This window comes from Providencia sp. PROV267, from assembly GCF_028477825.1.
GTDB classification, from domain to species: Bacteria; Pseudomonadota; Gammaproteobacteria; order Enterobacterales; family Enterobacteriaceae; genus Providencia; species Providencia stuartii.
In genome coordinates this window covers 15,805-37,700 of record NZ_JAMPLX010000019.1, presented here as the reverse complement: position 1 = coordinate 37,700, position 21,896 = coordinate 15,805, and the positions used below count along the sequence as shown (strand labels likewise).

Annotated in this window: 20 protein-coding genes; 8 read left to right on the top strand and 12 right to left on the bottom strand. The window is 41.3% G+C overall.

Features of this window, described 5'->3' with window-relative positions:
* Positions 1-6 precede the first annotated feature (6 nt).
* The 8 genes from PR709_RS13130 (at position 7) to PR709_RS13095 (ending at position 10,189) form a co-directional block, all read left to right on the top strand.
* Entirely contained in the window at positions 7-1,572 is a 1,566-nt protein-coding gene (locus tag PR709_RS13130; RefSeq protein ID WP_230084715.1) for an IucA/IucC family protein, read from the top strand.
* 61 nt (positions 1,573-1,633) lie between these two features.
* Positions 1,634-3,805: a TonB-dependent receptor gene (locus PR709_RS13125; protein ID WP_150376165.1), complete on the top strand. Its 2,172-nt coding sequence runs from the start codon at positions 1,634-1,636 to the stop codon at positions 3,803-3,805.
* Positions 3,806-3,816: 11 nt separating this feature from the next.
* The gene (locus tag PR709_RS13120; protein ID WP_272570922.1) at positions 3,817-5,220 is read left to right on the top strand and encodes a Y4yA family PLP-dependent enzyme; all 1,404 of its coding nucleotides are present in this window, start codon (positions 3,817-3,819) and stop codon (positions 5,218-5,220) included.
* Between the two features lie 8 nt (positions 5,221-5,228).
* Positions 5,229-6,245 (top strand): PLP-dependent cysteine synthase family protein, encoded by a 1,017-nt coding sequence (locus PR709_RS13115; RefSeq protein WP_004924012.1) that lies wholly within the window; start codon positions 5,229-5,231, stop codon positions 6,243-6,245.
* A gap of 11 nt (positions 6,246-6,256) precedes the next feature.
* Positions 6,257-7,426 (top strand): NAD/NADP octopine/nopaline dehydrogenase family protein, encoded by a 1,170-nt coding sequence (locus PR709_RS13110; RefSeq protein WP_014657146.1) that lies wholly within the window; start codon positions 6,257-6,259, stop codon positions 7,424-7,426.
* On the top strand, positions 7,423-8,631 hold the full coding sequence (locus tag PR709_RS13105) for an MFS transporter (protein WP_272570921.1): 1,209 nt from the start codon (positions 7,423-7,425) through the stop codon (positions 8,629-8,631). Before PR709_RS13110 ends, PR709_RS13105 begins: the two co-directional genes overlap by 4 nt.
* A complete protein-coding gene (locus PR709_RS13100; protein WP_272570920.1) occupies positions 8,615-9,760 on the top strand; it encodes an ABC transporter substrate-binding protein in 1,146 nt (381 codons plus the stop codon). The genes PR709_RS13105 and PR709_RS13100 overlap by 17 nt, the downstream gene beginning before the upstream one ends.
* Before the next feature lie 24 nt (positions 9,761-9,784).
* Entirely contained in the window at positions 9,785-10,189 is a 405-nt protein-coding gene (locus PR709_RS13095; RefSeq protein WP_004924000.1) for a ParB N-terminal domain-containing protein, read from the top strand.
* 72 nt (positions 10,190-10,261) lie between these two features.
* Here the strand turns inward: PR709_RS13095 and glmS are convergent, their stop codons facing one another.
* The 12 genes from glmS to rsmG all read right to left on the bottom strand — a co-directional run bounded on the left by glmS (position 10,262) and on the right by rsmG (position 21,894).
* The gene (gene glmS, locus PR709_RS13090; protein WP_004923999.1) at positions 10,262-12,094 is read right to left on the bottom strand and encodes a glutamine--fructose-6-phosphate transaminase (isomerizing); all 1,833 of its coding nucleotides are present in this window, start codon (positions 12,092-12,094) and stop codon (positions 10,262-10,264) included.
* Between the two features lie 168 nt (positions 12,095-12,262).
* A complete protein-coding gene (gene glmU, locus PR709_RS13085; RefSeq protein WP_004923994.1) occupies positions 12,263-13,633 on the bottom strand; it encodes a bifunctional UDP-N-acetylglucosamine diphosphorylase/glucosamine-1-phosphate N-acetyltransferase GlmU in 1,371 nt (456 codons plus the stop codon).
* Positions 13,634-13,759: 126 nt separating this feature from the next.
* On the bottom strand, positions 13,760-14,185 hold the full coding sequence (locus PR709_RS13080) for a F0F1 ATP synthase subunit epsilon (protein WP_004923991.1): 426 nt from the start codon (positions 14,183-14,185) through the stop codon (positions 13,760-13,762).
* A gap of 21 nt (positions 14,186-14,206) precedes the next feature.
* Positions 14,207-15,589, bottom strand: coding sequence for a F0F1 ATP synthase subunit beta (gene atpD / locus PR709_RS13075; protein WP_004923990.1), 1,383 nt, complete (start codon positions 15,587-15,589; stop codon positions 14,207-14,209).
* Between the two features lie 34 nt (positions 15,590-15,623).
* Positions 15,624-16,487 (bottom strand): F0F1 ATP synthase subunit gamma, encoded by an 864-nt coding sequence (gene atpG / locus PR709_RS13070; RefSeq protein ID WP_272570919.1) that lies wholly within the window; start codon positions 16,485-16,487, stop codon positions 15,624-15,626.
* 54 nt (positions 16,488-16,541) lie between these two features.
* The gene (gene atpA, locus PR709_RS13065) at positions 16,542-18,083 is read right to left on the bottom strand and encodes a F0F1 ATP synthase subunit alpha (RefSeq protein WP_004923988.1); all 1,542 of its coding nucleotides are present in this window, start codon (positions 18,081-18,083) and stop codon (positions 16,542-16,544) included.
* Between the two features lie 14 nt (positions 18,084-18,097).
* On the bottom strand, positions 18,098-18,631 hold the full coding sequence (gene atpH / locus PR709_RS13060; protein WP_004923982.1) for a F0F1 ATP synthase subunit delta: 534 nt from the start codon (positions 18,629-18,631) through the stop codon (positions 18,098-18,100).
* Positions 18,632-18,643: 12 nt separating this feature from the next.
* Complete coding sequence (atpF, locus tag PR709_RS13055) at positions 18,644-19,114, bottom strand: F0F1 ATP synthase subunit B (protein ID WP_004923980.1); 471 nt, start codon at positions 19,112-19,114, stop codon at positions 18,644-18,646.
* 57 nt (positions 19,115-19,171) lie between these two features.
* Entirely contained in the window at positions 19,172-19,393 is a 222-nt protein-coding gene (gene atpE / locus PR709_RS13050) for a F0F1 ATP synthase subunit C (RefSeq protein WP_004923979.1), read from the bottom strand.
* A 46-nt stretch (positions 19,394-19,439) separates the two neighbouring features.
* Positions 19,440-20,258, bottom strand: a complete 819-nt coding sequence (gene atpB / locus PR709_RS13045; RefSeq protein ID WP_004923976.1) for a F0F1 ATP synthase subunit A — start codon at positions 20,256-20,258, stop codon at positions 19,440-19,442.
* Between the two features lie 33 nt (positions 20,259-20,291).
* Positions 20,292-20,669, bottom strand: a complete 378-nt coding sequence (atpI, locus tag PR709_RS13040; RefSeq protein ID WP_004923974.1) for a F0F1 ATP synthase subunit I — start codon at positions 20,667-20,669, stop codon at positions 20,292-20,294.
* 601 nt (positions 20,670-21,270) lie between these two features.
* A complete protein-coding gene (gene rsmG / locus PR709_RS13035) occupies positions 21,271-21,894 on the bottom strand; it encodes a 16S rRNA (guanine(527)-N(7))-methyltransferase RsmG (protein ID WP_004923970.1) in 624 nt (207 codons plus the stop codon).
* Positions 21,895-21,896: the final 2 nt, after the last annotated feature.

Genomic DNA, 21,896 nt, shown 5'->3' with positions numbered 1-21,896 from the left:
GATGACATGCTTGATATATTAAAAGAAGATTTAAATATAGCGTTTACCCCTAACAATTTAAATAAATTAAAAAATGATATAAAAAACAGTGTCGATAATGACATTAATGCACGCAACTTCCGCATTAATTGGTCACACGATATTAGCCAACAAATGTCTAAATACGGTTTTAATGACTTAACTGATTGGGTCGTTCATAAATACAGTATCCGCGATGCGGCTTTGTTTCTCGACCAATGGGGCTCACTTGAAGGGCATCCCTATTATCCAACATGGAAAAGCCGACCAAACATGAAAGCCAAAGATGTTATGGCTTACTCTCCTGAATTTAATGCTACGGTGAATCTTACTGTCGCAGCTCTACGCCGAGATATGGCCTATATTGAAGCATTGCCGCATGTCGCTAATATTCACCTCTGGTTTCTTCAACAATTTCCACTTACTGGTCAACAATGGTGTGATTGGCTTGGGCAGCAAGGTAGGGATCCTCAACAATGGCTTCCATTACCCATTCATCCCTGGCACTTAAATCATTGGGTAAAAGAGCAAGCAGCAGAACTCATTCAAGATGAAATACTGCTTATTGATGGGCCTCAATTAGAAACCAAACCGACGATGTCCTTTAGGACCATGCTCCCCACAGATGCCACTAATAAGGCATTTGTTAAATTACCCATCGCAGTTTGGATGACAAGTGAAATGCGTAGCTTGCAAGCAAAATCCATCCATATGGGGCCTAGAATTAGTCAGTTAATCGATACCATCTTAAAACAAGAGAAAAACTTTCATGGGAAATTAGAATCTCTACGTGAAGATCTCGGTATCCACTACCGACATGCCATTGAACAAGATGATTCAGCTGGGCGCTTTCTTTCTGTCGTATTTCGTTGCACGAATTCTTATGAAAGAAGTGACAATTTATTGCCTATCACGGTTGCAACACTCTTTACTGCTTTACCAAATCAACAAAAACCGATTTTCACTGAACTTATTGAAAAATCAGGATTAACTCCTCGTGAATGGTTCCGCAGCTATACAAAAGTTATTTTAGAGCCTGTTATATCTATGTATTTGATATATGGCATTGCTCTTGAAGCTCATCAGCAAAATACCCAAGTACTCTTCACATCAGAAGGTATCCCAGAAAAATGTTTAATCCGTGACTATGGTGATGGCCGAGCCTTTTTACCCCTATTGCACCAACAAGGCTATCAATTACAAGCCTACTCTTGGCCCGGTATTTTACCGACCGTTTTTGAAGAGGATATAGAACCTGTACGGAGTTTTTTGATTGACGCTTGTTTTGTAAGCCATTTACATGAACTAGCTGTCCATATTACTCGTTTTTACCGCTTAACTAACCACCAGCTTTGGAGGGAATTAAAAAATATAACTCAATATATTTTTGAATCAGTTAAGCCTCGAATTGATGAAGGTTTTTGGAGGCAAGAATATGAAATATTTATGAATTCACCTTGGCAAACTCGCTCACTACTCACTATGCATATCCAACGATATATTAATTATCGAATACAACATGGTTTAACGAATCCATTTTTATTATTTCAATAGAAGGTAATACTAAGTTTGTTTCCTTCCTTGTAAATAAAGCGAATAAAACGACTAATTCAATATGAAAAATAAATTATTAACTATACCATTTAAAGACATAGCAAAACATAAAATTACCTATCACTCTTTATTTTGTGTGGTAATTTCATTCTTTTATCCTAATACCCTTTTTGCTAAATCAGATAATAAGCTCAGCAAAGATAGTATCATCGTATCAGCTAAGGGTAATAATAACCTACAACCTAACCTTTTTTCTTCAAGATCAATGCAAGCGGGGCTATTAGGGGATAACGATATTATGGATATTCCCTTTAATATCACTAATTACAATTCAGCTTATTTAGAATCACAACAAGCACAACAAATTTCAGACATTCTTTCTCACGATACTTCGATACAAATTAGTAGCTCTAAAGGTGGACTACTTGACTCATTATATATTCGAGGCTTCCCTATAACGGAAGGTAATATCGGTGAGTTTGCGCTTAATGGTATCTATGGTGTATCCCCTAACTTTCAATTATTAGCAGACTACGCTGAACGTGTTGATATTCTAAAAGGACCAGCATCTCTGTTATATGGTATGTCACCTGAAGGGGGGGTTGGTGGTGTTATCAATGTCGTAACCAAACGTGCCAGTGCGCAACCTATCACTCGCTTAACCGCCCAATATCTAAGTGACTCTCAGTTAGGTGGTAAATTAGATGTTGGCCGTTTATATGACCTAGGGAATAACCAATATTTTGGTATTCGCGTGAATGGAAGTTACACCAATGGTAATACTGCCGTTGACCATCAAGACCGTCGGCTCGGCGTCGGTGCTATCGCGCTAGATTATTCTAGTGAACGCTTTCGCGCTTCATTGGATCTCATTACTCAAAACCAAAATATGAATGCGACTAATCGTCCATTTTTTTTAGGGGAAAATGGGGTTGTTCCACCTGCGCCTAGTGGGAAAACCAATTTAGCTAGCCCATGGACATGGTGGAAATCCAATGATGATTCCGCCTTATTACATATGGAATATGATGTGCTAAGCAATACCTCATTATTTATGGATATTGGTGGTGCTCGAACCCGTATCGATCGGGTTAATGAACAAACCTACACCGTCCTTAATGATCAAGGGGATATCTCCACATATATCATGAATTTTCAAAGCAAAACCCAGCGTTACTCTGTTGGCACTGGTATCAAAAGTGAATTCATGACAGGAAATACCTCTCATCAACTCGCATTACAGTGGAACCGCTATTTTGATCGTTATAATGTCGGTACAAATGCAGGCACACCATACAATACCAACTTATATCACCCTACTTATATTGATAAACAAATCCCTGATTACCCAGAAATAACAAAACGCTCCGAAAATACACTTTCAGGGGTTTCATTGGTCGATACAATTGGCTTTTTTAACGATAGCTTTATGGTCACCCCCGGTATTCGCTATCAAAATATAAAATCTGATAGCTTTACTTTAGGGGCTCTTTCAACAACTTATGATGAATCCGCTATTACCCCATTAGTCGGTTTATTGTTTAAACCTACTGATAATATCTCGCTATATGCGAATTATGTTGAAGGTCTCAGCAAAGGAAGTACTGCTCCGGTTAATGCTAAAAATAGCGGCGAAATGATGAAGCCATTTCGTTCTAAGCAATATGAGTTAGGCGTTAAATATGAACAACCCGTCGCAATAACAACACTGAGCCTTTTCCAAATCAGTAAACCAAGCGGGTCATTAGACCCTAACAGCCTGATTTATTCTGCCAACGATGAACAACGTAATCGTGGTATTGAGCTAAGTGTCTCTGGTAAGCCATTTGATTCTCTCCGTTTAACCGGCGGCGTCACTTATATTCAAGCAGAGCTCACCAAAACTGCATCTGGGCAAAATAAAGGAAATGAACCGATTGGCGTTTCCCCTTGGGTCGCAAATTTTGGTGCGGAATATGATATCCCTTCTGTTTCAGGTTTAAGTATCAATGGCAATATCAATTACCATACTCGTCAATACGTTAATAAAGAAAATACTCATTCAATACCTTCATGGACAACCGTCGATATTGGCTCTGCCTATAAGACTAAGATATCGAATACGCCTGTTACGTTGAGACTAAATATCACCAATATTTTAAATGAGCGTTATTGGTCTGGTGTAGCCTCCTATAGCACATTCGCTCAAGGCTCTCCGCGAACCGTACTCGGTTCTATTTCAGTTGATTTCTAAGAGGTGAAATCATGGTGAACCAAACTAACTTAACCCATTTTTTATCGGTACCTTATCAATCTATCAAAACCGTAGCGCCAACAGAATTACCGCCGCTCATGGATGAGCAGGTCAAACGGCTATGTTTTGAAAATAATGAAAGGCTGGTAGAACTGGTTAAGCAGTATGGTTCCCCATTAAACGTGATTTTTCCTCATACCATGCAACAAAATATTCTAAAACTGAATGCTGTTTTTCAAGAACATGGTGTAACAGGGCGCATTATGTATGGTGTGAAAGTTAACCAATCCAATATCCTAGTCAAAATAGCCGTTGAAGAAGGTATTGGCGTTGATGTATCAAGCCTTCATGAATGGCAAGATGCCTATGACTATGGGATTTCACCAGAGAAAATTTGTGCTACTGGTCCTGCGAAGACCAATGAATTTCTTTGGAAACTGATATTACATAACTCACTGATTGTCGTTGATTCTCTTGAAGAATTACAAGATATCCTCAACCTATTATCAGGAACATCATTCATCGCGAGGGTTCTATTTCGCTATCAACCACAAATGAGCCGCTCTAGGTTTGGCATGAAATCTGCTGTATTTATAACGGCACTTCAATTAGCCAAACAGCATGCAGGTTTACTTTGGCAAGGTATCCATTTTCATTTAGGTGGCTATAAAAGCGCTTCACGCGTACAAGCTTTCCGTGAATTACAGCCACTTATAAAATCAGCACTGTCATTGGGGTTTGAAATTAAAACCATTGATATTGGCGGCGGGCTACCAGTTCAATATGTTTCAACGAGGCAATACCAATCATGGATAGATAATCAAACGAGCCAATATTACCAAAATAACCGTATACCAACCGATTTTTACCCTTATGGAGGGGAACAATCAGCCACCCAATGGTTAACTACATTCCTATCATCCCAATACACAGAAAACGAAACCATCTCTCAATACCTTAAGAAAAACCATATCACACTAACGATAGAGCCCGGCAGATGTTTAGTCGATCAAAGTGCAATATCGCTATTTCGAGTTGTGCGTGTTAATCAGCAATTCCAACATCCTATTATTTTTGTTGAAGGCAGTAGCTTTAGTGCCTGTGAAACTTGGTTTAACTCAGAGTTTTTACTCGATCCACTACATGTTTTAGTACCACACTCAAAACAACATAAACAGCGCCCCACCCGAGTATGGATAGCAGGACATAGCTGTTTAGAAAATGATGTGATCACCCATCGCTTAATTTTATTTACTCACCTTCCTCAAGCCGGTGATTTGCTCATTTTCATAAATACAGCCGGATATCAAATGGACTTACTTGAAAATCAATTTCATCGGCACCCTATTCCTTGTCGATTGTATGCACTGGAAAATCATGATGGGCAGTTTATTTTTTTCAAAGATAGCAAATAGGAATATTTATGATCAGCAGCAAAGTCACTGATTTGATCGGCAATACACCTGTTTTACGTATCGCTGTTCCCCACAAAAAAAGTGCTCTATTTCTAAAAATGGAAAAGAACAATCCAGGGGGAAGTATGAAAGACAGAATGGCTCGAAACATGGTTATTGCTGGCCTTAAATCAGGAAAAATAAAACCTAAAAGCACTATTATCGAATCCTCATCAGGTAATACCGGAATAGGACTCGCGCTGGCAGCAATCGAGTTTGATTTGCATTTTATCGCGGTTGTTGACCACCATGCCGCCCCCGACAAAATTTCTATTATGAAGGCGCTAGGCGCAGATATTCGCTATGTTACAGGTGATTATCAAGAGGATGAAGTGGCTGTTGTTGAACGGCAACGCCTTGCCAGCGAGTTAGCATCTCAACTGCCTAATGCAACCTTTTTGAATCAATCAGATAATGCCGCTAATTCAGGAGGTTATGCAGCTTTAGTCTGTGAGCTTATTGAGCAAATAGGTAAAATTGATGCTTATGTCGGTTGTGTCGGTACAGGTGGCTCTATTACTGGCATCTCTCAAGGGTTAAAGGCTCATAACCCACAAACGATTACCGTCGCTGTAGAGCCTGAAGGCTCAATTATTTTTGGTAACCCAGGCAAACCCTATTATCAATCAGGAACAGGGACGCCAAAAGGGGACACCGTAGGCTTAGTGCTCGATTACAGTTGTATTGACCATAATGCTCAAGTTTCTGACTGCCAAGCTTTTGAAACAACCCGTTTTCTCGCCAACAAATACGGTTTATTAGTAGGAGGGTCAACCGGAGGCATTGTCTATAAAGCCTTAGAATATATAAATACAGATATTCTTAGCGGCAATGTCGTGGTCATTGTTGTTGATGGCGGTGAAAAATACCTGAATACAATATTCAACGAACAATGGTTAAGCGCTCGCAACCTGATTTCAGAGGAGATTTCGCATCAACTCAATCGTTGGCTAACGAATACCATTCCACTAGAGCAAGCTAACTAGAGGAAACCATGATGATAGATAACAAACAGCTCAAGGTTGTTGTCTGTGGGGGAGGCCAAACCGGTCATTTAGCGGTTGCTCTGTTTAGCCATTTCGCTCATGTTAAGGCATCATTACTTACCCAAAATCCTATAACCGTCGAACGCCACCAGCAGCAGAACCAAAAATTATCAGTTCACTATCATGATGGAAAAGTTATTGATTATTCGATTGAATTAATAACTAATTTACCGCAAATCGTCATACCTCATGCCGATATAATTATTCTTACTGTTCCTTCCCATCAACAAGCAAATTGGCTAAATTTTATCTCGCCCTACTTATCGACATCCCACACGGTGTTTATTGGCGCCATTCCCGGTATAAATGGCTTTGATTGGCTTGCTGAACAATTTTTTAAAGATAAACCTAATGTCGTAATATGGGGCATGAAAGATGTGCCTCATATTGCATGGGGTTTAGAACTTGGCACAAAAGTTTGTTTCGGTGGTGAGAAATCTGAACTCTTTATTGCGTTTCATCATCGAGAAAATGAAACAAATAAAAACCAACTCCATTGTTGGTTATCGGAAATATACTCGGCTCCTATTACTATTCTTGATAATTACTTAGAAATAACCCTCACTCCCGCAAATCCTATTATGCACAGCTCAGTCATTTATGGGCTGATAGGCCCCTACGCTCAATGGCATCAACGCAATTTTGAATCTCCACTGTGCTGGTGGAATGATTGCCCTGAACTTGGTGCTTACTATTTACAGCGCTGTGATGAGGAGCGACTGGCGATTTGCCAATATTTAACCAAAGAATTGGCAATCTCACTTAATACCGTAAAACCTTTAATTGAAGAATTACGAGAAGCTTATACCGAACAAATCGAGGATGCCAAAACACTATGGTCAATTCTTCGTTCAAACAAGGCCTACCATGGTATTCAATTACCTCTTATAAACGCTGAAGGCGGTGGCTGGGTCTTCAATAAAAACCATCGCGTTTTTCAGGAAGATATTATTTATGGTTTGTGCTTACTCGTTAATTTAGGGAAGCAGCTCAATATCCCTATTCCCTATATGCAAGAGATCTACACTTGGTGTATGGATTATTTAGGGCTAAAACCTGAAATTCATCACCCTATATTTACCAAGATAGACCTCACTCAATATAGGGTGGCTAAACGGTGAAATTGCTTAAAAACCATCTGATTATTGGGTTCTTATTCGGTATTCAAATAATATCAATGGGTGCAATGGAAATGAGTGGGCCATTTTGGCCTATTCATTTGCAAAATAACAGCTCAGATTCACTACTCCCTTTCGCCCTAACAATGGTCTATGTAGCCCCCATGATTGGCATCATGCTAACCAGTACTTTTTGGGGGAAAGTTGGTGACCGGATGGGGAATAAAGCAATGATAATCCGAGCCTTGCTTGGGTTATCAATTACCCAAATTTTACTGTCATTCTGTAATGACCCTTGGTTAATTTTACTATTAAGGTTTATTCAAGGAGCATGTGCGGGGTATATAGCGCCAGCGCAAGCTTACGGGGTGGCGGTAACAGCCCCTAGAAAACGGACTCATCTCTTTGCCCTACTACAAGTATCAACCAATATAGGCTCTCTATTAGGGGCGCTGGCTGGCGGTTTAATTTTAGATTATCTCAATTTCTTTTGGATCAATATGATGGCTGGGTGGCTTTGTATGTTAAGTGCCGTGGCTGTTTTTCTATTTTTACCATCAGATAAGCATTCCCCCCTTTTATCCCCCGCCAATACAGCCCATACAACGAAAAAAAACGGTTCCCCTCAAACTATCGTTAAACAATTGATGTTGCTTACAGGGTTATTATTAATGATCCGGCTTATCACCCTGCCCAGTTTCTCCTTATATATCGAAAAAACCTATTCAACAGACTATTGGGTAATAGGGCTTATTTATGGATTACAAGCGATGGGGGTGATCCTATCGGCTCAATTATGGGCTAAATGGTTTGAACACCAATCCATTGTTGCCTCTTTGACACGCTTAAGATGGATTATCTTTGGCTGCGCGGCTATTGCCATCAGTCTCGCAAACGCTTCAATTATTTGGTTTGCCTTACTCTATTTTATTTGGGGAATTTTACTAGGCGCGACCACTCCCATCTTAACAGCACTGATCTCCTCAGCATCGCCAGCAGAACATCAAGGTTATGTACTTGGTTTATCGCAAAGTATTAATCAATTTGCATCAATCGGGGGGATCTCTCTCGGCAGTATTCTTATTATTTACCCTGGAATCAATATGCTTTTTTATTATATTTCAGTCGGTTATCTAATATGCCTTAGCACGATTATTTTACTAACAAAACATATCATCAATAAGGAACAATATGAAAAAAAAGTATAGTCTACACCAGCAAATGGCTAAATTTTTACTTATTCTTTTTGGGCTATTATTTTCCACAATAATCTCAGCAAAACCGACCGTTGTTACAGATATACTTGGTAGAAAGGTCACCGTAAATACCCCCATAAAAAAAGTCATTTTAGGTGAAGGGCGTATGCTCTACCTTGTCGCCATGCTAGATAAAGATAATCCAGCGAAACGTATTGTTGCGATGGGGAATGATATGCAAACGTCAGATCCTGCAACATGGCGACAATACAGTACTTATTTTCCTCAACTAAACCGTATTCCCACATTTGGCGGCACTGAAAAACGTTCACTCAATATTGAAAAAGCATTAGCGCTACAACCCGATGCTATCATCATGAATATTGAGGCAAAAACAGCAATAGAAGAACAAGGGTATGATAAAGCATTAGAGAAAGCAGGGATCCCTATTGTCTATATTGATTTTCGCTATAACCCATTAAAAAATACGACGCCAACGATGCGCCTATTCGGCACTTTATGGGGTAAAGAAGAAATAGCAGAAAAGTTTATTGAATTTAGAGATAAACAATTAAAACGAGTGAGTGATGTATTAAGTAACCAACATCCTAAAAAGCCACGTATTTTTATTGAGCGCATTGGTGGATATACCGATGAATGCTGTCTGACATTTGGCAATGGTAACTTTGGGCGTTTTGTTTCACTCGCCGGAGGTGAAAATATCGGTGAAAAAAATGCGCCTAACACATTTTATATGATGGATCCGGAGCAAGTTATTGCCGCAAATCCTGATAAAGTCGTTGTTACCAGTGCAAACTTTTCATCATTTATGCCTAATGGTGATTGGATTGGTTTAGGGCCAAATGAAAATATGGAAGCGGCAAAAGCGAAGCTAAAAAAATACCTAAAAAAGCCTGCTTATACCGGAAGTAATGCCGTCAAAAACCAACAATTTTATGCAATTTGGCATCAATTTTATAATAGTCCATACGATTTTATTGCAATCCAACAATTAGCACGTTGGTTCCATCCCGAATTATTTCCAGATTTAAATGCAGATGAAACATTTAAGGCGCTTTACGATAAATTTTTACCGATCAGCTATGAACCTGGTTACTTTGTAAGTTTAGGTGATAAATAACCATCTTGATAAGAAGGAGGGGGTATGACTATCAATACCTATCATATTGAACTGAAGCCAATACAATTTCTTTGCTCATCAGAAGAAACGGATCAACGCCACGTCGACTATTTAAGTAAAAAAATAATTGGTGAGGGTATTTGGACAACCCCTATTCCTTGCGAAATAAACTCCGGCATTATTATGGATGGCAACCACCGCTATCAAGTGGCTAAGCGGTTAAATCTGACTTTTCTCCCCTGTATTTTACTAAATTACCAAGATGAACGAGTCAAAGTACACCATCAAAACTCAGATCAACCTTATAATATACAAACAATTTTTGATGTTATTTTACACCAAAACAAACTCCTTCCTTATAAAGCAACGTGTCATTACTTTTCACCATCATTGCCAATAATTGGTATTGATCTCAGCATGTTAAGATAAAAATAAAAAATCCGATTATGCAGTTAAAAGCATAATCGGATTTAATGTATTTAAATTTTAAATAATTCTAATTTATTCAACCGTCACTGATTTAGCCAAGTTACGTGGTTGGTCAACGTCAGTACCTTTGATCAACGCAACATGGTAAGAGAGCAGTTGTAGAGGAACCGTATAGAAAATCGGCGCAATCAACTCTTCAACATGTGGCAACGGAATAATTTTCATATTCTCACTCGCTTCAAAGCCTGCATCTTGATCTGCAAACACATAAAGCAAGCCACCACGAGCGCGTACTTCTTCGATATTAGATTTCAATTTTTCTAACAGTTCGTTGTTAGGTGCAATGATAATGACAGGCATATCGGCATCAATCAAAGCCAATGGACCATGTTTCAATTCACCCGCCGCATACGCTTCTGCGTGAATATAAGAGATCTCTTTGAGCTTTAATGCACCTTCAACCGCAATAGGGTACTGCTCGCCACGACCCAGGAATAGAGCATGATTTTTATCAGAGAAATCTTCCGCCAGCGCCTCAATCACTTTATCTTGAGATAACATGCTTTCAATGCGCGCAGGCAGTGCATGCAGAGCATTAGCAATACTCTCTTCTAATTCAGGACTTGCGCCTTTTATACGTCCCATATAGGCGACCAGCATCAACAGTACGGTTAATTGCGTGGTGAACGCTTTGGTTGAAGCAACGCCAATCTCTGCACCTGCTTTAGTCATTAGTGCAAAGTCTGATTCACGTACCAATGAAGAGCCAGCCACGTTACATACCGCAAGAGACGTCAAATAGCCTAGCTCTTTCGATAAACGTAATGCTGCTAGCGTATCAGCCGTTTCACCTGACTGTGATAGCGTGATCATCAGGCTGCCTTTGCGATGAGCGGGCTTGCGATAGCGGTATTCAGAGGCAATCTCAACATCACAAGGAATGCCAGCCAAAGATTCAAACCAGTAACGTGCAACCATCCCCGCATTGTAAGATGTACCACAAGCTACAATCTGAATATGCTCAACTTGAGATAATATTTCACTTGCTTTAGGGCCTAACTCACTCAGATCGATGCCATTGTCTTTGCTAAAACGCCCTTCAAGGGTGTTTTTAATCGCCATTGGCTGCTCATAGATCTCTTTTTGCATATAGTGGCGATAAACACCTTTATCACCTGCATCATATTGAACATTAGATTCAATTTGCTCTCGTTCAACAGCCTGACCTTGCTTATCAAAGATACGTACAGTGCGACGAGTGACTTCCGCAATATCGCCTTCTTCAAGATAAATAAAACGACGTGTAACAGGCAATAATGCAAGTTGATCCGATGCGAGGAAGTTTTCACCCACACCTAAACCAATCACTAATGGGCTTCCCGAACGGGCTGCCACCAATAATTCAGGAGTACGACTATCCATGATCACCGTGCCATAAGCACCGCGTAATTGTGGGATAACGCGCTGAACCACTTCAACTAAAGCACCACCTTTTTGTTGTTCATGATGAACAAGGTGTGCGATCACTTCGGTATCAGTATCAGAACTAAAGATATAGCCAAGTTGCTTTAACTCTTCTTTAAGTTCTAAATAGTTTTCAATGATCCCATTATGAACAACAGCAATAAAACCAGAAGTATGTGGGTGAGCATTACGTTCACTCGGAACACCATGGGTTGCCCAACGGGTATGTGCGATCCCCGTTCCACCTGATACAGGATTTTTCTCCGCTTCTTCCGCCAGCATTTGTACTTTACCAACTTCTCGTAAACGCTGAAGATGGCCTTCATGATCAACGACAGCCATACCAGCAGAGTCGTAACCACGATACTCAAGGCGGCGAAGCCCCTCTATCAAAATTTCTGCGATATCACGTTGTGCGACAGCACCTACAATTCCACACATATTAAATTTATTCCTAAACAAAGGGCTCCAGCCCTTATGATGTCGCTACCTGATTGTTGTTACAGCTTTTGCTGCTCCCCAAGCCTTGTAGAAAATGGGGTTTATTATATTTTTATCTTATTAACGCTAATGTTGGAGAGGCACATTCACCTCTCCTAAAAATGTATTTTATTTTTTCTTCACTGGACGCTGCCAGTTTTTAATATGGACTTGTTTCACACGACTCACGACTAACTCACCTTCATTAACATCACGAGTTACCGTTGTACCAGCACCAATGGTTGCACCATTTGCAACAGAAACAGGGGCAATTAACTGGGTGTCGGAGCCAACAAACACATCATCACCAATGATGGTTTTATACTTATTCGCACCGTCATAATTACAGGTGATCGTTCCTGCACCAATATTGACGTTTTCACCAATCTGAGCATCGCCCAAATAGGTTAGATGGCCAGCCTTAGAACCAACACCTAATGAGGCATTCTTCATTTCAACAAAGTTACCTACATGGGCTTTGGCTGCCAATTTAGCACCAGGACGTAAACGAGCAAAAGGACCGACTGTACATTCCGCAGATAATTCAGAGTTTTCTATCACAGAATAGGGGCTGATAACCGAGTTATCACCAATAACACAATTTTTAAGAATACAGCCTGATTGAATATGTACGTTATTACCTAACGTCACATTACCTTCAATAATCACATTCGTATCAATGATAATATCGCGCCCATGTGTCAATGTACCGCGAATATCAAAACGTTCAGGGTCAATTAGCATTACCCCTGCAAGCAGGAGCTTTTCTGCTTGTTCTCTTTGATAAATACGTTCAAGAGCGGCAAGTTGTAAGCGGTTATTCACCCCTTCCATTTCACTCAAACGGCTAGGGTGAACAGTTTCAATCTTGTTCCCCTCTTTATGAGCTAATGCAATAACGTCAGTGATATAGTATTCACCCTGAGCATTATTATTATCCAGTTGGGATAACCAACGTTTAAAGTCTTTACCACTTGCAACCATGATCCCAGTATTGATTTCTTGGATCTTACGTTGCTCTTCAGTTGCGTCTTTTTGTTCAATGATACCGACAACTTCACCGTTTTCACGGATGATACGGCCATAACCAGTTGGGTTATCTAAAATTACCGTTAATAAACCGATACCACCTTCAGGCTTAGCTTCAATTAAGCGTTGCAGCGTATCTTTCGCAATTAATGGCACATCACCATAAAGCATGATGATATCTTCATCATCTTGAAAGTGTGGGGCAGCTTGTTGCATTGCGTGCCCTGTACCGAGTTGCTCTGCTTGTAATACCCAATTGAGGTTTTGTTCACCCAATTTTTCTTTCAGTAAATCGCCACCATGTCCATAAACAAGGTGAATGTCTGATGCCCCAACAGATTTAGCTGTATCAATAACATGCTGAACCATTGGTTTACCTGCTAATAAATGCAGGACTTTAGGCAGTTCTGAATACATTCGAGTGCCCTTTCCAGCAGCAAGAATGACGACACTTTTTCTTTGCACAGTCATAATTTCCTGAAACTCCAACTTTGGGATAAAAGTAAACCTATTTCCTACATAAATTACTACATATTTCGCACAAATAAAAAAGCCAGTCAGGTATTAACCGACTGGCTTTTCTTTATACTGCCTTCATTACATCAGCTTTTTAGTTAACTCGATAACTCGAAGTTTCGCTATTGCTTTCGCAAGTTCTGCCGATGCCTGAGCATAATCAACATCACCGTGAGCTTTACGGACATGTTCTTCCGCTCTGCGTTTAGATTCCAGCGCACGCGCTTCATCTAAATCTTTACCACGGATAGCTGTATCAGCCAGTACGATAACGCCATTTGGTTGCACTTCTAAAATACCGCCAGAGAGGTAAATTAGCTCTTCTTCACCAAATTGCTTAGTAATACGTACCATGCCCGGTTTTATGGCAGTCAGCAGTGGGGTGTGCTGTGGATAAATTCCCAGTTCACCTTCACTACCTGTCACCTGAATTTTTTGTACCAGCCCTTCAAACATCTGTTTTTCAGCGCTGACAACTGTCAGGTGGTATGTCATTGCAGCTACCATATCAACCTCCCGTCAGCCAGATTAAAGCTTCTTAGCTTTTTCCACAGCTTCTTCAATGGTACCAACCATGTAGAACGCTTGTTCTGGCAGGTGGTCGTAATCGCCGTTCAGAATGCCTTTGAAGCCACGGATAGTGTCTTTCAGGGAAACGAACTTACCTGGTGAACCAGTAAAGACTTCTGCAACGAAGAATGGTTGAGACAGGAAGCGCTGGATCTTACGAGCACGAGCAACAACCAGTTTGTCTTCTTCAGACAATTCATCCATACCCAGAATTGCAATGATATCTTTCAGTTCTTGGTAACGCTGAAGGATAGACTGAACGCCACGTGCAACATCATAGTGCTCTTGACCAACGATGAGTGGGTCAAGCTGACGGCTAGTTGAATCCAGAGGGTCAACCGCAGGGTAAATACCCAGAGAAGCGATTTGACGGCTCAGAACCACTGTTGCGTCCAAGTGAGCAAAGGTTGTTGCTGGTGATGGGTCAGTCAAGTCATCCGCAGGTACGTAAACAGCCTGTACAGAGGTGATAGAACCTGTCTTAGTAGAAGTGATACGTTCTTGAAGAACCCCCATCTCTTCTGCCAATGTTGGCTGATAACCTACTGCTGATGGCATACGACCTAACAGAGCCGATACTTCTGTACCTGCCAGTGTATAACGATAGATGTTATCCACGAACAACAGAACATCACGGCCTTCGTCACGGAATTTCTCAGCCATAGTCAAACCAGTCAATGCTACGCGTAGACGGTTTCCTGGTGGCTCATTCATCTGACCATAAACCAGTGATACTTTGTCAAGAACGTTTGAATCTGTCATTTCATGATAGAAGTCGTTACCTTCACGGGTACGCTCACCAACACCTGCGAATACTGAGTAACCTGAGTGCTCAATCGCGATGTTACGGATAAGTTCCATCATGTTTACCGTTTTACCAACACCCGCACCACCGAACAGACCAACTTTACCACCTTTCGCGAATGGACAGATCAAGTCCATGACTTTGATACCTGTCTCTAGCAGTTCAGTTGAGCTCGATAGCTCTTCGTAGCTTGGTGCAGCGCGGTGAATAGACCAACGCTCTTCTTCGCCGATATCACCTTTCATATCAATAGGGTCACCCAGAACGTTCATGATACGTCCGAGTGTTGCTTTACCTACTGGTACTTCAATTGGGTGTTCTAAATTTTTAACTTCTAAACCACGGCTTAGGCCATCTGATGTACCCATTGCGATACAACGGACAACACCACCGCCTAACTGTTGCTGAACTTCCAGCACCAGTTTTTCTTTACCGTTAACAACCTCAAGCGCATCGTACACTTTTGGTACTGCATCTTGAGGGAACTCGACGTCCACAACGGCGCCGATTACCTGGATAATCTTTCCAGTAGCCATCTTGAATCCTCTACGTAATTCGTAAACCTAGCTGTTAAACCGCGGCAGCACCCGAAACAATTTCGGTAAGCTCCTGAGTAATGCTGGCCTGACGAGCTTTGTTGTAAACCAACTGCAACTCTTTGATCAGGTTTCCACCATTATCGGTAGCAGCTTTCATTGCTACCATTCGTGCGGCCTGCTCACTAGCCAGGTTTTCAACGACGCCCTGATAAACCTGCGACTCGATATAACGACGCAGCAGGGTATCCAGCAACGCCTTAGGATCGGGTTCATATAAATAATCCCAAGATTTTTTCTTCAATGACTCGTCATTACTTTCAGGTAATGGCAGAAGTTGAAGAATAGTTGGCTCCTGAGACATTGTATTGATGAACTTATTGGTCACCACATACAGTTTATCCAAACGCCCTTCATCATAGGCTTGTAGCATAGTGTTAACTGGGCCAATCAAGTCTGAAAGCGTTGGGTTATCCCCCATTCCTGTCACCTGTGTGACAACATTGCCACCAACAGAGCCAAAGAATGATACTGCTTTAGAACCGATCAAAGCCAAGTCAACTTGAACGCCTTTTTCAGACCACATCTTCATGTCTGACAACAGCTTTTTGAACAGGTTAATGTTCAAGCCACCGCACAAACCACGGTCTGTAGAAACAACCAGATACCCAACACGCTTAACTTCACGCTCTTCAAGGTATGGATGTTTATATTCCAGATTCCCTAACGCAAGGTGACCAATCACACTGCGCATAGTCTCTGCATAAGGACGGCTGGCCGCCATGCGTTCCTGCGATTTACGCATTTTGGACGCAGCGACCATTTCCATCGCTTTAGTGATCTTCTGCGTGTTTTGCACGCTGGCGATCTTGGAACGTATCTCTTTTGCGCCGGCCATTTCTGCTTCTCCTTTTAACCAGACGGCCCATTTAAATTTACGGGCCGAATAGTATTACCAGGACTGAGTTGCTTTAAATGATTCGAGCAGTTTTTTCAACTTGCCTTCGATATCATCGTTATAGTTACCCGCCTGGCCGATTTCATTCATAAGGTCAGCATGCTCGCGCAATGCATAAGAAACTAATGCAGCTTCAAACGCACCAATTTTCGCTAACTCAACATCTTCCAGATATCCACGTTCTGCAGCAAACAGAGACAGTGCCTGCTCTGCAACTGACATCGGTGCATATTGTTTCTGTTTCAGCAGTTCAGTTACTTTCTGACCATGATTCAACTGCTTACGCGTTGCATCATCAAGGTCTGAAGCAAACTGAGAGAATGCTGCCAGTTCACGATACTGAGCAAGTGCTGTACGGATACCACCAGAGAGTTTCTTGATGATTTTCGTCTGAGCAGCACCACCAACACGCGATACAGAAATACCCGGGTTAACCGCTGGACGAATACCAGAGTTAAACAGGTTAGATTCTAGGAAGATCTGACCATCTGTAATCGAAATTACGTTAGTCGGAACGAATGCAGAAACGTCACCAGCCTGAGTTTCAATGATAGGCAATGCTGTCAATGAACCTGTTTTACCTTTAACTTCACCTTTTGTGAAGTTTTCAACGTATTCAGCGTTAACGCGAGCAGCACGCTCCAGCAAACGTGAATGCAGATAGAAAACGTCACCAGGGTAAGCTTCACGTCCAGGTGGACGACGTAGCAATAGTGAAATCTGACGATACGCGACAGCCTGCTTAGACAGGTCATCGTAAACGATCAGTGCATCTTCACCACGGTCACGGAAATACTCACCCATCGCACAACCAGAGTATGGTGCTAAGTATTGCAGTGCAGCTGATTCAGATGCAGTTGCAACAACAACGATGGTGTTAGCTAATGCGCCGTGTTCTTCCAGTTTACGAACAACGTTAGAAATCGTTGATGCTTTCTGACCGATAGCAACGTAAACACATTTGATGCCAGAATCACGTTGGTTGATGATTGCATCGATTGCCAAAGCAGTTTTACCTGTTTGACGGTCACCGATGATAAGCTCACGCTGACCACGACCGATTGGAATCATCGCATCGACTGATTTATAACCAGTTTGTACAGGTTGATCAACAGATTGACGGTCGATAACACCTGGAGCAATCACTTCTACTGGTGAGAAGCCATCGTGCTCAACAGGACCTTTACCATCAATAGGTTCACCCAGTGTATTCACAACACGTCCTAGCAGGCCACGGCCCACTGGAACTTCAAGAATACGACCAGTACATTTAACTTTCATGCCCTCAGCTAAGTCAGCATAAGGACCCATAACAACCGCACCAACGGAGTCACGCTCCAAGTTCAATGCGATTGCGTAACGGTTACCAGGCAGAGCGATCATTTCACCCTGCATGACTTCGGCTAAACCGTGAATACGAATGATACCGTCACTAACGGATACAATCGTACCTTCATTGTGAGCTTCACTCACAACATCGAACTGAGCAATACGCTGTTTGATCAGTTCGCTGATTTCGGTGGAATTCAGTTGCATATGCTCCAGTCCCCTTAAGACTGCAAGACGTCAGTTAAACGCTCTAAGCGACCGCGGACACTCCCGTCAATAACGAGGTCTCCAGCACGAATAATCACTCCGGCAATAACAGACTTATCAATTTTGCAATTCAGCTTAACTTTGCGTGACAGACGTTTTTCCATCGCTGCAGAAATTTTGGCTAACTGCTGTTCATTCAATTCGTTAGCAGAGATAACATCAACTTCAATCGTTGATTCCAGGGTATCGCGCAATTGGATAAATTGAGCTAACACTTCTGGTAGCGTACTCAAACGCCCGTTTTCAGCCATAATACGAATCAGATTTTGAACATGCTCGTCAATTTCATCTCCACAAACAGAGATAAACGTTTTTGCTAACCTATCAGGGGCAATAGACCCAGAAAGTAGCTCACCAACCTGTTCATTGCGCGTCACCTCAGAGGTGAAGGCCAGCATATTTTGCCATTTTTCAACAGATTGATTTTCCACAGCAAAGTCAAAAGCTGCTTTGGCGTAGGGGCGAGCTACAGTAGCGATTTCAGACATGCCCCTCCCTCCTTACAGTTCAGCGACTAGTTTATCAACGATGTCGCTGTTAGCAGCTTCATCCACGGAACGTTCGATGATCTTCTCGGCACCTGCGACAGCAAGCATCGCAACCTGTTTACGTAGCTCTTCACGTGCACGTTTACGCTCAGCATCAATTTCTGCTTGGGCTTGTGCGACGATTTTTGTACGTTCTGCTTCAGCTTCTGCTTTTGCTTCTTCAATCATCTGATTGCGTTGTTTATTCGCTTGTTCGATGATGACCTGAGCTTCAGCTTTCGCTTTTTTCAGTCGGTCGGTTGCGTCGGTTTGCGCCAGTTCCAGGTTCTTTTTAGCACGTTCTGCGGAAGATAAACCGTCAGCAATTTCTTTTTGACGTTTTTCAATGGCCGCCATAATCGGTGGCCATACATACTTCATACAGAACCAAACAAACAGGACAAACGCGATAGCCTGGCCGAGGATTGTTGCATTTAGATTCACAGACAATACCTCTTATTCAATTATCACTTGATATTCAAAATAGTTAGCGGTTTAGGGCTAACTAGCAAACATCACATATAGGCCCAGACCAACTGCAATCATCGGAATAGCGTCGACTAGACCCATTACGATAAAGAACTGAGTACGCAGCAGAGGGATTAAATCTGGCTGACGAGCAGCTCCTTCTAAAAATTTACCACCTAGGATGCCGATACCGATAGCAGCACCGATTGCCGCTAATCCCATCATTACAGCGGCAGCCAAGATACCAAGTTCCATGATAGTCTCCAGTTTGTTTCAGTTTAATCAATAATTGATAGTTAAATTAATGCTCTTCAGATGCCATCGACAGATAGACAATCGTTAGAACCATAAAAATAAAGGCTTGTAACGTAATAATCAGTATGTGGAAGATAGCCCAAGGTAGGCTTAACAACCACTGTGACCACCACGGAAGCAGAGCCGCGATAAGAATAAAGATCAATTCACCCGCATACATATTACCAAACAGTCGTAGACCGAGTGATATAGGTTTTGATAGCAGGCTTACCCCTTCAAGAATTAAGTTGATAGGAATAAAAACTGGATGATTAAATGGCTGAAGAGTTAACTCTTTAGTAAATCCACCAATTCCTTTCATCTTAATGCTGTAGAAGAGGATTAGGATAAACACGCCAATCGCCATAGACATAGTGATACTGACATCTGCTGTTGGAACAATACGCAGAGCAGGTAAACCTAAATAGTGCTCACCAATGTATGGAATAAAGTCGATAGGGAGTAAATCCAGAAGGTTCATCAAAAATACCCAGACGAACACAGTTAATGCCAAAGGAGCAATAACTTTGCTCTTGCCGTGATACATATCACGAACGGTATTATTAACAAAACCAATGATCAGTTCTATTGCAGTCTGTAACTTACCGGGTACGCCACTAGTCGCTTTAACTGCAACTTTTCTAAATAGCCACAGGAACAGAGCCCCGAGAACTATCGAGAAAAAAAGCGAGTCAATGTTCAACGTCCAAAATGTTGGACTAGCGTGGGGATCGACCAACTCAAAGGTACGTAGATCCAACTGAAGGTTTTTCAGATGGTGACCTATGTACTCATTTGTAGTCATCACTTCTCCTGATGCAGACATGATGCCTCTTACCCTTTTGTAGTTTAAAATTACTTACCGTTTAAAAACGGCTGGTGCAACAATCTGAACAATTAGCACAGCTAAATAGGCCAAACCCAGTGGTGTTAATGACGCTTTAAACACACCAAAAGCAACAACTAGTACGATAATAGTTGTAACAACCTTTAGCCCTGCTCCTAATGCAAAGAACCAGGCAATGCGGACAGGTTCATCCTCTTCTTTTGCTTTCTGAAAGTGGACTAGCAGCATAAATACGATATTTGGTAACCAGCATGCTAAACCACCCGCAAGAGCAGAGGCCCCCCATTCTATACTATTTGCACAGAAAGCCCCACTGAGGATCACAAAAGTTATTAACTGAAAAGACAACTGCTTTACAGCATATTTGTTGTCGTAAAGGGATACAGACATAACTTTTTGTACTCCCAGCTATTCTCAGCCTCAGAAACGCTAAGTGTTGTATAAAACTGTCTTTGCTTAAATGTGTCAAGAGACAAAAACGAGCAAATTATACGGGCAGGCGAAATGAATTCAATCAGTAAGTAGCGAAAAGGTGAATAAATATTTAATTTTTTCGAGATAGCGCAGAAATGTGGCAATAATAATTAATAAATAGTTAATGACTCGACAACTAAAAACATTTTTCTGTGATGAGTATCACAATATTTACTGTTCAGATTATTAGCGGACTCCCGCGTTCTCACTAAGAAAAAAAAGATTTGAGCCATAAATCAAATAATTAAAAGCGATATTTTTTAAACAAAAAAAAGCCATAATAAATCAAATATTTCATTATTAATTAACTAAGACACAAACTGGATTTATCTAAAATATCCATTTAGAGATATTTTTTAATCTCTAATGTTCATTTTTGCTAGTTATTCGTTATTACCGTGTAAATATCACGTAAAACCCGAATTGAGAGAATAAGGTAAAAATAAAAATAGCAGTAACATTGTAAATGCTACTGCTAAAGCTCTAAAAGATAAAAATTTATTGATGAAAAGCAACTTTATTTTAAAGATAAAATCACTAAATGACGTTGTTCATCAAGTTCAGGCACTTTCAATTCAACGATGGTATCAATTGAAAAATTATCAGGTAAGTCAGTCAGTTCCTCTTCACGCACCGCTCCTTTCAATGCATAGAACTTCCCAGAAGCATTTGGCAGATGATGGCACCAGCTCAACATATCACTTAAGGAAGCAAATGCGCGGCTAATTACGCCATCAAACCCTGCTTCAGGCTGATACTCTTCAACACGTGATTGAAGCGGCTCAATATTATTTAACCCTAGCTCATGTTGGACTTGTTTGAGGAAGCGAATTCGCTTCCCTAAACTATCAAGTAAAACAAAATGCGAATCAGGTCGAACAATCGCTAACGGTACTCCAGGTAACCCCGGCCCCGTTCCAACATCAATAAATGATGTGCCCTTAAGCTGACCGTTCACCACTATGCTATCCATAATATGGCGGATTAACATTTGTTGAGGGTCACGAACAGAGGTCAGGTTATAAGCCTTATTCCATTTCGCCAGTAGTTCGACATATCCCACTAGCTGCTGCTTTTGTTGATCGGTTAATTCAATGTTCGCGAGAGCCGATAAGCGCGTTAGTTGTGCTAATAAACTCATTA